The organism is Arenibacter palladensis, from assembly GCF_900129275.1.
GTDB classification, from domain to species: Bacteria; Bacteroidota; Bacteroidia; order Flavobacteriales; family Flavobacteriaceae; genus Arenibacter; species Arenibacter palladensis.
The window spans coordinates 20,718-34,986 of record NZ_FQUX01000003.1 but is presented as its reverse complement, the minus strand read 5'-3'; the positions used below and the strand labels follow the sequence as shown (position 1 = coordinate 34,986).

Here is a 14,269-nt window from a genome sequence, read left to right as displayed (position 1 = left end):
AATATATAGAGGGCCATTAGGCCCTCTTTTTTGTAATTTGAAATGGTCTTATAATAATATGCCTCCCGAAGCTTCTATACGTTGACCATTAATCCAGCGTGCATCTTCGGTACACAAAAATGCCACCACACCACCAATATCGTCGGGTTCTCCCACTCTTCCCAAGGCAGTGGCAGCCGTAACCGCCTTTCTTTTTTGTTCGTTAGTTTTGTTTTCTCCGCCACCAAAATCAGTTGCTACGGCACCTGGGGCCACCACATTCGCCGTAATTTTTCTATGCGCCAATTCTTTGGCCAAGTATCTGGTAAATACTTCTACGGCAGCTTTAGTTGGGGCATAGGCCGATGAATTTGGAAAAGTAAATCTGGTTAGACCGGAAGAAATGTTAATAATCCTACTACCGTCATTTAAATAGGGCAGGGCCTTTTGGGTTAGAAAATAGACTCCCTTGAAATGAACATTGACCATTTCATCAAACTGTTCTTCCGTGGTTTCAACAAAAGGTTGGTAAATTCCAGTACCGGCGTTGTTTATCAAAAAATCGAATTTTTCCTGGGCTGTCTCGGTTTTCAGATAAGCGGAAAGCTGACTAAAGAATTCATCAAAGGAATTAATCTTAGCGGTGTCCAATTGTAGCGCATTGGACATCCGCCCCATATTCCTTATCTCCGCCACAACCTTATCTGCTGCCGATTTGTTGGAGTGGTAGGTAATAATGACATCGATTCCTTTTTTTGCGATATTAATGGCCATATCCTTACCTAGGCCACGACTACCTCCTGTTACTACTGCAATTTTGTTTTCGGGCATTATAATAGATTTTTGTTTTTGTAAAATTCGGGATTATTAAATAAATGGACCAATCTCCCTGCAATTTTATGGCAGGGAATATTATCCCCCTTGTAGTTTGGATTGATATGATAGCTTATTGTTTTGTACTGACCTATGCGGGACAAGAGAGGAGGGACTTTGGCTTATTGGGGTCTTATTATTTTTTCCTTTTTAACAATTATAAAACAAAGAATGGATGAAACCAAGGTCAAAATACCTCCCAAAATTAATTCTATCAAACTTTTGGCGAACATATTGCCTACTGTATTCAGGGCAAAAAAGACCACAAATACCCAAATGAGTATATCAATGGCCTTGTTGCTTTTTCCGCTCTCCAAAAATTTGTATTTAATGGACAGTATCAAAATCATGAAGAGATTGGTCAGGATGGAAAAAGCTTCAAAGGCCTTCATTTCCTCAACAGAATTTAATTTACCTGCCCAGACTTTATCATAGGGTATTTGCTCCGTGAAAATTAATACATGAAATATGAGAAGTGCTCCAAGCAATAGGAACATAATTTTCAAGGCAATTCTTTTATTCATTTTAGCACAATTTTTAAATGCTCAAAACAATCGATATTTAGTTTTTAAAAATACAGAAATCGAAATTAAATAGGGTTAAATGTGCTTATTAATTGGCATTTTAACCATTTTATAATATAGGGATTAGGTGACCAATCGCCAGGCTTTCCTCGCTTTTCTGGACAAAAGATCATTGGCCTCCGAATCCCCAATAAATTTCTCTTTTTCTGAATCCCAATTAAGTTTCCTTCCCAATCTATAGGAAATCAGTCCCAAATGCATGGGCAAGGTCATATTCCGGGCATAGGCAAGATTTGATTCGGGTTGGGTTCTGGTTTTTACCGCATCCACAAAGTTTTGTTGGTGTCCTGGGGAACGGATTATACTTTGTGGTATTTCCGGTATATCGGTCATGGTTTCCCCGTTGATGGTAATTTCTCGGGTATTGTAATCACAAATTAAACTCCCCTTGTCTCCTTCAAAATAGGCTCCTATTCCACGGTCTGCTGCACCTGGGACATTGGGTGGTTCAGTGGTCCAATAGAGTTTTAAACCGTCGAACTCATAGTCGACCTCCAGCCATTGTGGGGTATCCGCAATACCCTCGGCTTTTTCCCCTCGGGCAAGGATACTCTTTAGGCCCTTAGGTTCCAAAGCCCAGAAGGCAACATCAGCAATATGGCACCAGAAATCGGCAAAATAACCTCCTGAATAGTCGAGGAAATATCTATATGTAAAGTGGCATTTTTCGGGAATATAATCTACATAGGGCGCTGGTCCCAGCCACATATCCCAGTTTAAGCCTTTGGGCACTGCCACACTTTTGGGATTGCCCAAATTTGGAGGTGCCCCGGTTTTCCATAAGCGAACGATATGCACTTTGCCGATGGCGCCCGACTTGATAATTTCAACGACCCGGTGGAAGTTATCGGTGGCATGTATCTGGTTGCCCATTTGAAAGATACGGTTGTGCCTTTCTAAATTTTTGAGCATCATCTTCCCTTCTTTAACATCATAGGAAAGTGGTTTTTCACCGTATACATCTTTTCCTGCCTGGAAAGCCAGAGTTGCTATCTGGGCATGCCAATGGTCAGGAGTGGCACAAGTAATGGCATCAATATCCTTACGGTCTAGAATATTTCTAAAATCCCCATAACCTTTCACCTTTTTCCCAGGTTGAAGGGTTTCCATTGTTTTTAGACTGTTGGCCAAGTGTAGTTCATCTACATCGCATAGGGCTACCACATCCACTTCCGGTAGGGCGCTGAACCATTTCATATGGCTGTTGCCCATTCCACCTACGCCAATGTGGGCAACCCTTAGACGATCGCTAGGAGCAATCTTGCCATAGGCCGAAGGTAATAAGGTTAGGCCCAATAGGCCCAAACCACTCTGTTTAATAAATTCTCTACGATGTTGGTCTTTTGGTTTCATGTACGCTTGGTTTGGTTCAATTAAATACAGCTATTGCCATTACAAAGTCCTTGACGCTCCACTTATTTCTTGAGTTTCGTAAATAGCCATTCTTTCCTCAATTCCTGCTGTTCAGGATAGGTCCAATGCTGCGTTTTTTGAAAAAGATGTAACTCCTTGGGAGCTGTGAGTACATTATAGGCCGAATAGGTAGAGGCTGGGGGACATACATTGTCATTATAGCCCCAACTGTACCAGCCTGGTACTTTTACGAAACGCGCAAAATTAACAACATCGTAATACTTGGAAACTTCAATCTTTTCCGGTTTGTTGGTGAAATCGTCCATAAAAATCTGCGGCCAACCTCCGGCACGACCATGTAAAAATCCGGTCATATCGGATAAGGCAGGGTAAAAGGCTGCCAAATAATCAATTCTATCATCCAAACCTGCGGTCACAATGGAAAGCGCACCGCCCTGGCTGCCACCGGTAACCGCTATATCCTCACCGTTGAATCCATCCACACTTTCTATAAAATCTACGGCCCTAACACAGCCGAGATATACACGGCGGTAATAGGCACTATCCCTATCATCGAGATTAAAAGTTTGGTAACCGCCTAATGCCCCTTTGCCAAGAGCATCATAAACACTTTGGTCCAGGTTTACGGGAATGCCGTGAATACCAATGGTAAAAGAGATAAACCCTTCTGCCGCTTCGTCAATTTCCCCATAATAGGGGCGTATACCTGCTCCAGGCACGTGAAGGATGGCAGGGTATTTCCCAGCTTTTTTGGGTTTGGTAAGAATACCATAGATTTTCCCTTTTATATTGTCCAATTGCACATGGTATACATCTACCTTGTCCGTACAGCGTTCGGGCATCAAAGTGAGTACGGCGTTCATGGGCACTTTATCCAATTCTTCCTTGCCTTTATTCCAAAACGCTTCAAAATCCTCCGGTAAGGTGGTGGTGGGCTGTATTTTGTCTGGTGCAAAACCTACCGTGGTATAGGAAGAATATTCCTTCCCATCCACTTTTACGGTCGCGGTGCAACGCAAAAATCCTGGTTCGGTAAATTTTTTGGCTTTTATTTTTGTGGAATTGTTTTTAAGCGTCCGTGTACCCTCATCCCAAATTTTTAAGGTTCGATAGCCAGGGTCAGGTTGAATGGCATATTGAATCTCGATGCCGTCCAAGGGTACATTGTTTCTAAAAACCGAAATTGAAAATTCGGCCTGTTCACCAAGAGCGTAGGTCCAATCGGCATGGTTGGGACTTACCATGACTTCCACCAGTTCTTGTCGTGGCTGTGCACTTAGGTTAAGGATAAAAAATAGGTAGCAAGTAAAAGAGACAAAAATTTTTGTTTTCATTTTTTTGGTTGGTTTATTTTCTAATTTGAGCAATACAAAAGGTTGTACGCACATTATGATATAAAGGAAACAGGTAATGATTCCTTGCACTGTAGAAAGATAATAAATTAGGTGGAATTTTAGTCCCTAAATGCACTAGACCCCACAATGTGAGGTCTAGATTTTTATAAGTTTTTAGAAAATGTCCGTTTTAGGACTCCGATTCTTTCATTTCCATAATGAGATTGGCGATCAACGCCGTCCAACCCGTTTGATGTGATGCCCCAAGACCTTTACCATTGTCACCATCAAAAAATTCGTAAAAGAGATGATGGTTTTTGAAATGTTCGTCTTTGGAGAAAAGTTTATTCCTGTCATCCGCATGGTACTGGAATTTACCTTCTGAATTAGGTTCGAACAACCTTACCAACCTTTTGGTAAGCTCGTTGGCAATTTCATTTAAGTTTAGTTTCTTTCCAGATCCGGTAGGGAATTCATATTGATAGGTAGGTCCATAAAAGGAATAATATTTTCGCAACGACTGAATGATCATATAATTCAACGGCATCCAGATGGGCCCCCTCCAGTTGGAGTTGCCCCCGAACATATTGGACCTACTTTCACCCGGTTCGTAGTGAATGCTATAGTGTCCGTTGTGTTGAAATACAAAAGGATGATCCTTGTGGTATTTTGAAAGGGAGCGAATCCCATAATCGGATAGAAACTCATCCTCATCCAATAGCCGTATAAGGAGTTTTTCCAATCTATAGCCCCTCATAATCGAAAAAAGATAGTTGCCATCCCTGTTGGCCTCCTCTATATTGGAGATCAGGGAAGCCAGATCCGGTCTGGTCCTGACAATTTCGGCGGCCCTTATTTTAAACTCCTTCAATTGTTCAAAGAGGTCCTTGTGAATGATCTCAACCGCAAATAAGGGAATTATACCTACCAAGGAACGTACTTTCAATCTACTTGTTGCCCCGTTGGAAAGTTCAACTACGTCGTAATAAAAATCGTCCTCGTCATCCCATAGCGAGATATCTTTTTTCCCTATATGGTGCATGGCCCAGGCAATATTCAGGAAATGCCTAAAGAATTTGGCCGCAGACTCCTCGTACACTTTGTTGGTCTTGGCCAGCTCCAAAGACATACGCAGCATATTTACCGTAAACATGGCCATCCAACTGGTGGCATCGGCCTGCTGCATTCTGCTAACGCCCTCGGGCATGTGATTGCGATCGAACACCCCAATGTTGTCCAGACCCAAAAATCCACCTTCAAATAGATCCGTACCGTGTTTATCTTTTTGGTTTACCCACCAGGTAAAATTGATGAGTAATTTTTGGAATGCATGCTCCAAAAATTTGGTATCGCCCTTGCCAGTGCGTAATTTATCCTTCTCATAGACATTCCACACCGCCCAAGAATGTACAGGAGGGTTAACGTCACTAAAATTCCATTCGTAGGCCGGTATTTGTCCGTTGGGGTGCATATAATTTTCCCTGAGTACCAACAGCAGTTGTTCCTTGGCAAAATAGGGGTCTATTTCTACAAAGGAAACCATGTGAAAGGCCAGGTCCCAGGCCGCATACCAAGGATACTCCCATTTATCGGGCATAGATATTACATGCCTATTGGTAAGGTGCTGCCAAGTAAAATTTCTAGCGGCCGCACGGAAAGGTTTTGGTTCCCCTGGTCCTCCAAAAAGCCATTTAAAAACATCATAGTAATAAAATTGCTTGGTCCATAACAAACCGGAGAAAGCACTCTTGGCAATGGATTGGTGGGCCTTTGGCAAGTCGGTCTTTAGGATACTGCCATAAAATTCCTCACATTCTTTTATTCTTTGATCAAATACAGTATCAAAATCCGACCAGGGATTCTCCAATTTTTTCTTGCTAAGCCGTATCCTAATGCTCTTTTCTTCCCCTGCCTTTAGTTTAAACTTATACCATACGGCCGACTTGGACCCATTTTTCTCCGGATTTACGGTAGACTTTCCATTTACCACATGGTCGTTGATACCATCCTTAACATAGTCCACCTCATTGGCTCCATTGTAGATACGTTTATTGTTGGTCTCATTTTCACAAAACAATTGCTCACCATTTTCATGGTAAAAATAATATCTGCCGTTTCTAATACTTCTGGATTGTATACAGTTATCTGAAATGGATTTGATGCTAGGACGGCTAAACCGCTTATTGTGCTTCCAAAAGTTTCTGAACCATAGGTGTGGGAGCACATGTATATTGGCCTTTCTGCGGCCTCTGTTAACCACCGTGATTTTCATAAGAATATCCTCCACATCCGCTTTGGCATATTCTATATAACAATCGAAATAGGCATTGTTATTAAAAGATTTGGAGTCCAACAACTCATATTCCATATCTTCCCGGCTACGAATGTTGTTGTTGACAAGTTCTAGGTATGGAAATTTCTTTTGTGGATACTTATACAGGTATTTACAGTAGGAGTGGGTTGGTGTGGACACCTGATGAAAATAGAGCTCCTTAACATCTTCTCCATGGTTACCTTGATTATTGGTAAGGCCGAACAAACGTTCCTTTAAAATTTCATCCTTGCCGTTCCAAAAAGCAGGAGCCAAACATAATATCTCCCTGGAGTCGCAAAAGCCACCTATACCTTCTTCCCCCCATCTATACGCATTGCTACGAGCTTTGTCATGATTTACAAAATCCCAAGCATGTCCATGTTCGCTATAATCTTCCCGAACCGTACCCCATTGTCTTTCAGCCAAATACGGACCCCATTTTTTCCAGTGTTTGTAAGTGTCGGGAACAGCAAGTCTGTCTTCCTCAGCAATTTTCGGGGTAAAATGTGCCATTGAGATATTTATTTTGTGTATTTAGTAGAATTAAACCATAGATGTTTAAAACCTGAAAGTTATATAGTTATCCATAACATTTAAATAGCTATTTTTTCAATCGGGTATAATTGTAAAAATAAGACTAATTACTTCAGTTGGAAATTAAACCGTTCAATATTACCTAATTGTTATTTTTTTGGATCATCTTTTACAATCCCATTAAAAAAATTGATTCAAATTAAAGAAGTCATATTAGATTCACTGGTACAGATAGGTAGTGAATTCTTAATATTAAGAATTGCTTTAAGCTATTTTCATGATCGGAGCATTAAGATACAGTAAACTTTACCTTTTTAATTGCGGATTAGTTTTGTGAAAATTGGCCTATTTTTAGGATTACCACTATAACTGCGTTGATGCGAAACCAGTCTTCTTAATTGGCAACAATATCAGCAGGAATTTTGGTTTGCATGGCATCTTCAATTTTGTCCAGGAGGGCTTCCGGCTCAAAAGGTTTAAAAATGAAACCGTTCATTCCACTTTCGATAATTTTGCTCTTTACCTCCATAAACACTGAGGCGGATAGGGCCATAATGGGAGTAACTGTATTGAATTTTCTAATTTCCTTGGAAGCCGTATATCCGTCCATTATCGGCATCTGAATATCCATTAGTACGGCATCATAATCATTTTCCCGAACCTTGTTTACAGCCTCTTGTCCGTCATAAGCTACTTCCACTACAAGGTTGGCCTTCTCCAATATTTGCCTCCCTACCATGACATTGATCTGATTGTCTTCAACCAACAAAATTCTTTTTCCCTTAAGATCATGTACTTTTTTCTGGGTGGCTTGTTCCAGTTCCTCGTTGGAGGCCAATTTTAACTCCAAATCAAAATTAAAACTAGTGCCAACACCCGGCTCACTATCAATTTTTACTTGGGAACCCATGGCTTCCACGATACTTTTTACAATGGGCAGCCCTAGGCCGGTTCCACCATACAAGCGATTTGTACTGGTAGAAGCTTGGGTAAACGCCTGCCATACTTTTTCATGCTGATCCTGGGCAATGCCAATACCGGTATCCTTTATTTCCGTATGTAAAAGGACAGTATCTGCAGTTTCGTTCAATTTTGTGATCTTCAAGGTTACACTTCCTTCATCGGTAAACTTGATGGCGTTGGAAACTAGGTTGTTTATTACCTGGTTAAAACGTACTATATCCAATTGAACGACAGGAAGGTCATCATCGATTTCCAATTCTAGGGTAATGCCTTTACGCAAACAACTGGGCTCATGTATCTTTTTAATTTGTTTTACTGCCAACATGATATTGGTAGGAATCGGATCCAAAGTAATTGTAGTGGATTCCATCTTACTAAAATCCAAAACATTGTTGAGCAGGTTCAGCAAAATCTTCCCTGAGTAGTTCAGCGCTTCTATATTCTGCACTTGATCTTGTCTTGGATTGGAATCCCCCAATATGTGCGAGAGACCTGTAATGGCATTCAACGGTGTCCGGATCTCATGGCTCATCATACTCAAAAATCTGGATTTGGCATTGGATTCCTCTATGGCTTCTTCACGCTGGTTGTGGATGCTGGAATAATACTGGGCATTGATATAGGAGAAATAAATTAACTGATAGGTTACCAACAAAATAGTGGTGCCAATGGAGACAGGATAAACATATTTGCCAGCCAGTTCAGCATCCATATGGATATTGGTGAACAGATTAAAATCTGTGTAATACAAGAGAAACCAAAGTAGCATGGAAAGTCCGGAAAATAAGACTATAAAGTTCCTTTCCCGTCTAAAGGAAAACGTTACAAAGGGTAGCGCCAAGGCAAACATCAAAATAAACTCAACACTACCTGCTTTTCCAATAAATGAAGCCGTGATAGCTACACTTAAATTAAAGGCAATCATATAGATAAAGCGTGAAAGGGTGAGGTTGCCTTTTTTTGAAACAAGCGCTGACATAATAAAAAAGGGTACTGTAGCCCCAATATATGTGCTCAATTCCATTAGATCCAAGCTCCTGGCAATAAAAAACCAAACTGTGGATATCAGGGTTGTTAAAATTGATAAACAGAATACCAGTTTTACTCGTCTAGAGGAGAATTCAGCCATTGGTTTTAATAAATTAACGCAAAAGAGGTGCACAATTGGCACTCGAACTCCCCATTTTTGCGATGATTATAGAGTTCACTTCTCTAGAACGACTAAATCCCTTTTTTATTATAAGTAAATTCTTACATTATAGATTGGCAACCCAATGATGCAAGGGGAATGGACTTTATGAAAATGGGAATATTTTTCCGATATGGTTAGGTACTTAAATCTCTTCTATTATTGATTTTCCGCTGGATTTATCACCACTGGTCCATTGCCAACTTTCGTGAAGTCTGATTTTTCCGTTGGACAAAATTTCTGGTCTTGAATTACAGACCCCGGTCATTAATTCTCCTTTATCGTTAACCTGATGATACCGCATATCTATATTGCCCTCCTTGTCCACCATCCCTATCAAATGTCCTTTTACAATTTGCCCGCCCTGATAATCAGAAGTCAGAATATTGTCTTTTTGCCTGTATTGAAAAATAGTTTCAGGGGAAGTTTCCCCGTTATCAGAGTTTAGGACAGTTCTAAATTTTTTATTGTTATAATTCATGGGATAATCACATTTAAAATCAATCCTACTTGGTATATACAATTTGGCCATCAAAAATGGTCATGGCTATTTCCGTGTTCAAGAGTTCTTTTTCTGGGACCTTCATTAAATCCTGGTCGTATATCGTAAAATCTGCCAATTTCCCAAAAGTAATAGAGCCCTTAATGTCTTCTTCAAATGCACCATAGGCAGCATCTAAGGTATAGGATTTAAGCGCTTGTTCCCTTGTCATCCTCTCTGCAGGCTCATAACCTCCATCAGGTGTTCCTTGTAAAGTTTTTCTTGTTACACTGGCATAGAAACTCGCAATTGGGTTTAGGGGTTCCACCGGTACATCGGTGCCATTCACAATGGGGATACCACTTTTTAAAAGGCTTTGCCACATGTAGGCACCTTCTTTTATGCGCTGTTCTCCCAAACGGTCAATGGCCCAAGACCTATCCGAAGACATGTGTATGGCTTGCATGGCGGGAATTACCTCTAATTGGGCAAAGCGTGGAATATCCTCGGGATGTAAATGTTGTGCGTGCTCTATACGGAACCTGTGGTCGGTGGCCAATTGTGGGAATTTGGCAAAGGCCGATTCGTAACGGTCTAGTACTTCCCTGTTGGCCCTATCGCCTATGGCATGTGAGCATACTTGAAAACCGTACTGTAACCCATTGAGTGCCGTCTCTTCCACAAAATTCATTGGCAGGGTTTCGTGCCCAAAGTGCCCCGGTCTATCTGTATAGGATTCCAATAACCAAGCCCCTCTGGAACCTAATGCACCGTCACAGTTTAGTTTAACGGATCTAATCGTCACTAAATTATCGGGATCTATCATTGGTCCTTTTTCATACCATTCGTTAATCAACTCTTTATCCCAACCCGTTAGCATCCCGTATAGGCGAATTTTCATTTTATCCTTAGCCTTCATTTCTTGGTAAAGTGTAATGGTCTCCCTGCCTATGCCCGCATCATGAAAACCGGTAATACCATTTTTATGGCAGGCGGCAACCGCCATTTCAAATGCCTCAATATTTTTTGCTGGGGTGTTGTCCGGGATATGTTTTGTAATAAGGCTAACGGCGAGCTCATTGAAAATACCCGTAGGCCTTCCCATAGCGTCTCGCATTACCTCGCCACCCTCAACCTCAAATTTGTTTATTCCTTCCTTGGATAATTCCAATAGACCAGCGATTTCCATGGCCTTGGCATTGGCAAAACCTGCATGACCACTGGCATGCCCAAGGTAAACAGGATTGTCCGGGGAAACCTCACTAAGCAAATCATGTGTTTGAAAGCCATTTACCATTTCTGAAGGCATTTCTTTCCATTTGCTTTGATGCCATCCTCTACCCGTAATCCATTCTCCAGGTGCTGTCGTTTTTACCCTCTCGGCTACGGCATCTATAATTTCCTGATAACTGCTAGTGTTACTGAGATCCAAATTCAATTCATTGTACCCCAATCCCATAAAATGGCCATGGCCTTCTATTAATCCTGGGGTCATTGTTTTGCCCTCTAGATCCAAAAGTTGGGTCTGGTCGCTTTTGTATTGCTCGGCTTCGGCCAGGCTACCAGCAAATAGTATGGTGTTGCCTTTCACAGCTACTGCTTCCACCATGGGCTGGGTAATATCTACGGTATAAATATTTCCTCCATAAATAAGCATGGTTGCAGATTCTTTTACTGTGCCCTGACAGGAGGGAAAAAGGAGGGAAGTTATAATCGCTCCTAGGAATAGCGAGATTCGTAATGGCATAATATTCTTTTTTTGAAATCTGAATTTACAATTTTAAGAGGTTAATCAATCCAATGTTAAAAGGAAATGTTTTTAAAAGTATAAATAATTTAGTTCAGTAAACTAAGTATCGGCCCATAAGACTTGGGAAGTAAACTGATTTGCACTTGCTCCTTAGTCACCCTTAATGTACTGAAATTCAATTTCATCTTCTGGAAGATCTACTTGCCTTATAAAGTTGAGACGCTCAAATAGTTTTACGGCCCTGCTGTTTTGTTTGGTCGTAATCGCTATAACTTTTGTAAGCCCGATAGTGTTAATTCCAAATTCGGCTGCAAGTTTCACTGCCGCAGTCATAATACCTTTTCCACTGAATTCAGGTTTTAAAACGCAACCAAGTTCTCCAATGCCATTGTCAAAACCACGATAATAGCCTATTGTTCCCATTATTACATTTGTTCGTTTGTCCGCAATGCCCCAATGAATTGACGAACCGTTTTCATAGTCCTTGTTTATTTCGTCATGCATTGCTATTGCATCCCCAACCGTTAAAGCCGGTTGGGAGTTATAGTACGATATTTCAACAATGTCTTTAATATCCTCAATTTCAACTTGCCGTAGAACAAAGGTATCGGAATCGATTTCTGGAAATTTATAGTATGGAGGTAGTTTCATTTTCTTTTTTGTTAGCAAGTAATTCTCAAATTTTTGATTTTGGTATGTAGTCAATTGTCTTGTTGTTTCTGTTCACTTGCATCCACTATAGGTTCCTTACTAGTCTTGATTTATCACATCTAATTTACGTAAATTCGAGGCATTGTGTTTATTGTTGATTGATATAAAAGGGTGATATAAGCACTAGGGCAAAGATATCCCATTTTACAATTTATTGTGATTGTATTTAAATGTCATTTCCCCTTGTGATAAAGAGGTATTAATTAATATTAAACGCTCGGAATTGTGATAATGGCCGACCATCCACCACCTGGAGCCATTTTTGCAATGATTTTGGATTCCCTATTGACTTCCATAACATCTATTTTGTAGTCTTCTGCATAGCGGTTGGCATTTATACCATCCCTATATACCTCCATTTCATAGTTCCCTTCTTTTAAGAACGAAAGATCCAATTCCAAATCCCTGGATGTCCAATCGGTCATAGCCCCAATATACCATTTATCGCCCTTTCTTCTGGCCACCGCTATATAATCGCCAATAGCACCCTGTAGCACAATGGTTTCATCCCATATTGTTGGAATTTGTGTGATGAAATCTACGGTCTCTTGTTCTTGATAGTACCTTGATGGCGATTCACAAAGCATTTGTAGGGGAGCTTCATAAACCACATACATAGCCACTTGATGTGCCCGTGTCCCCATGCTCATAGGTCGCTTACCACTAATGCCAAAATTGGCCTTTTGTCTATTGCTCATAGCGCCAGGGGTATAGTCCATTGGGCCTGCGGCCATTCGGATAAAAGGGATGGTCACATTGTGTTCCGGAGTAACATCTTTGCTCCATTTATTGTTTTCACTGCCCTTAACACCCTCATAATTGATAACATTGGGATATACACGTCTTAAGCCCGAAGGTTTGAACGAACCATGAAAATCAACCAATAATTCCAGTCTAGCACATTCTTTTGCTATTTGCTCGTAGGAATTCACCACATATTGGTCACTACGCTGTATAAAATCGATCTTAATTCCTTTGGCGCCCCAACTTTTGTAGGTTTCAAGGATTTCGACAAGGTTGGCCTGTAAGGGTTTCCAAAGCGTCCAAAGTATAATGTCCACTCCTTTTTCCTTTCCATACCTAATCAATTCGGCTACGTCTATATCCGGATTAAAAGCAAGGATTTCTGTAGTGGATTTTGTCCACCCTTCATCCAATATTACATATTCTATCTTATTGGCAGAAGCAAAATCAATATAATATTTGTAGGTAGCCGTGTTTAACCCTGATTTAAAATCGACCCCATAAATATTATTGGCATTGTACCAGTCCCATGCCACTTTGCCCGGTTTAATCCAGTCCGTGTTTTTAAAGGCCTGTGGTCTCGATAACTGATATGTGAGATTGCTCTCTACAAAGGTGCGGTCGTCATCGCTCATTATAAAAACTCTCCAAGGATACTCCTTATTACCTGATACTTGTGCGATATATTCCGCTTCCTGGGTAATGGTTTGGTTGCGATCTGGCTGTGCCTTATCAACTTCCACTTCCAGTACAAATTTTGGAAAAAGGGCATCTACAGAGGTATTCCCGTTCCCTCTAACAAACATGCCAGGGTAATCATGAAGGGCGGTTTCGGTGAACAACACTTTTCCGCTATCTGTTGCAAATACTACAGGCAAGCTACAAAACTCATCTGCTGATATTTCATTTACAAATTTGTTCAAATAGGAACGTTCATTGTGCGAGTACATACTGTCTTCTTGGGGAAAAAAGGATTTTGCCCCCTCCGGAAACGTGAACATGGCCTTTTCTGATATTACATTTCTTTCCCTTTTATTCTTGTCTATAAATTGATAAGCAACCCCATCGTTGTAGGCCCTAAATCTTAGCTGATATTGCCCCTTGAAATTAATGGACAATTGAACATATTCATCCTTAATTTCAGCATCCTTATGGGATATTGCAGGGTAGATCATGGAAGAAAACTCTTCTATCGTATGGTCCTTTACCTTAGAATTTACCCCAAAATCTACCCCTGAAGAAAAATCCATACCTATTTTAGCTTCCTTGATCAACACATTGCCGCTTAAAGAAGCGGACCAGGATATGGTACCATCAACTTTAATATGTAACAGAATGTTTTTGTCCGGGGAGCTGATTTTAAAATTTTGTGAAAACGTTTGCTGAACAACTAAAAATATGGAAAGTAAAAGCAGGGGTCTTATCATCATAATTCCAGA

General features: G+C 40.7%; 10 protein-coding genes. All 10 read right to left on the bottom strand.

Features of this window, described 5'->3' with window-relative positions; translation table 11 throughout:
• Positions 1-48: 48 nt before the first annotated feature.
• On the bottom strand, positions 49-810 hold the full coding sequence (locus tag BUA60_RS10145) for an SDR family oxidoreductase (RefSeq protein ID WP_072861678.1): 762 nt from the start codon (positions 808-810) through the stop codon (positions 49-51).
• A 164-nt stretch (positions 811-974) separates the two neighbouring features.
• Positions 975-1,376: a hypothetical protein gene (locus tag BUA60_RS10140; protein WP_072861677.1), complete on the bottom strand. Its 402-nt coding sequence runs from the start codon at positions 1,374-1,376 to the stop codon at positions 975-977.
• 123 nt (positions 1,377-1,499) lie between these two features.
• Positions 1,500-2,789 carry a Gfo/Idh/MocA family protein gene (locus BUA60_RS10135; protein WP_072861676.1) on the bottom strand — a complete coding sequence of 430 codons (1,290 nt, stop codon included), beginning with the start codon at positions 2,787-2,789 and terminating at the stop codon, positions 1,500-1,502.
• 62 nt (positions 2,790-2,851) lie between these two features.
• Complete coding sequence (locus BUA60_RS10130; RefSeq protein ID WP_072862049.1) at positions 2,852-4,144, bottom strand: acetylxylan esterase; 1,293 nt, start codon at positions 4,142-4,144, stop codon at positions 2,852-2,854.
• A 190-nt stretch (positions 4,145-4,334) separates the two neighbouring features.
• Entirely contained in the window at positions 4,335-6,971 is a 2,637-nt protein-coding gene (locus BUA60_RS10125) for an MGH1-like glycoside hydrolase domain-containing protein (RefSeq protein ID WP_072861675.1), read from the bottom strand.
• A 415-nt stretch (positions 6,972-7,386) separates the two neighbouring features.
• Complete coding sequence (locus BUA60_RS10120) at positions 7,387-8,979, bottom strand: response regulator (protein ID WP_143153166.1); 1,593 nt, start codon at positions 8,977-8,979, stop codon at positions 7,387-7,389.
• A 310-nt stretch (positions 8,980-9,289) separates the two neighbouring features.
• On the bottom strand, positions 9,290-9,625 hold the full coding sequence (locus tag BUA60_RS10115) for an avidin-fold protein (protein WP_072862048.1): 336 nt from the start codon (positions 9,623-9,625) through the stop codon (positions 9,290-9,292).
• A gap of 25 nt (positions 9,626-9,650) precedes the next feature.
• Positions 9,651-11,372, bottom strand: coding sequence for an amidohydrolase (locus BUA60_RS10110; protein WP_072861673.1), 1,722 nt, complete (start codon positions 11,370-11,372; stop codon positions 9,651-9,653).
• A gap of 153 nt (positions 11,373-11,525) precedes the next feature.
• Entirely contained in the window at positions 11,526-12,026 is a 501-nt protein-coding gene (locus BUA60_RS10105; RefSeq protein ID WP_072861672.1) for a GNAT family N-acetyltransferase, read from the bottom strand.
• 269 nt (positions 12,027-12,295) lie between these two features.
• Positions 12,296-14,260 carry a glycoside hydrolase family 97 protein gene (locus BUA60_RS10100; RefSeq protein ID WP_072861671.1) on the bottom strand — a complete coding sequence of 655 codons (1,965 nt, stop codon included), beginning with the start codon at positions 14,258-14,260 and terminating at the stop codon, positions 12,296-12,298.
• Positions 14,261-14,269 lie beyond the last annotated feature (9 nt).

Excerpts from the sequence above, each read along its gene's own strand:
- BUA60_RS10145 (WP_072861678.1), bottom strand. The coding sequence starts at position 810 with ATGCCCGAAAACAAAATTGCAGTAGTAACAGGAGGTAGTCGTGGCCTA.
- BUA60_RS10140 (WP_072861677.1), bottom strand. The coding sequence starts at position 1,376 with ATGAATAAAAGAATTGCCTTGAAAATTATGTTCCTATTGCTTGGAGCA.
- BUA60_RS10135 (WP_072861676.1), bottom strand. The coding sequence starts at position 2,789 with ATGAAACCAAAAGACCAACATCGTAGAGAATTTATTAAACAGAGTGGT.
- BUA60_RS10130 (WP_072862049.1), bottom strand. The coding sequence starts at position 4,144 with ATGAAAACAAAAATTTTTGTCTCTTTTACTTGCTACCTATTTTTTATC.
- BUA60_RS10125 (WP_072861675.1), bottom strand. The coding sequence starts at position 6,971 with ATGGCACATTTTACCCCGAAAATTGCTGAGGAAGACAGACTTGCTGTT.
- BUA60_RS10120 (WP_143153166.1), bottom strand. The coding sequence starts at position 8,979 with ATGGAATTGAGCACATATATTGGGGCTACAGTACCCTTTTTTATTATG.
- BUA60_RS10115 (WP_072862048.1), bottom strand. The coding sequence starts at position 9,625 with ATGAATTATAACAATAAAAAATTTAGAACTGTCCTAAACTCTGATAAC.
- BUA60_RS10110 (WP_072861673.1), bottom strand. The coding sequence starts at position 11,372 with ATGCCATTACGAATCTCGCTATTCCTAGGAGCGATTATAACTTCCCTC.
- BUA60_RS10105 (WP_072861672.1), bottom strand. The coding sequence starts at position 12,026 with ATGAAACTACCTCCATACTATAAATTTCCAGAAATCGATTCCGATACC.
- BUA60_RS10100 (WP_072861671.1), bottom strand. The coding sequence starts at position 14,260 with ATGATGATAAGACCCCTGCTTTTACTTTCCATATTTTTAGTTGTTCAG.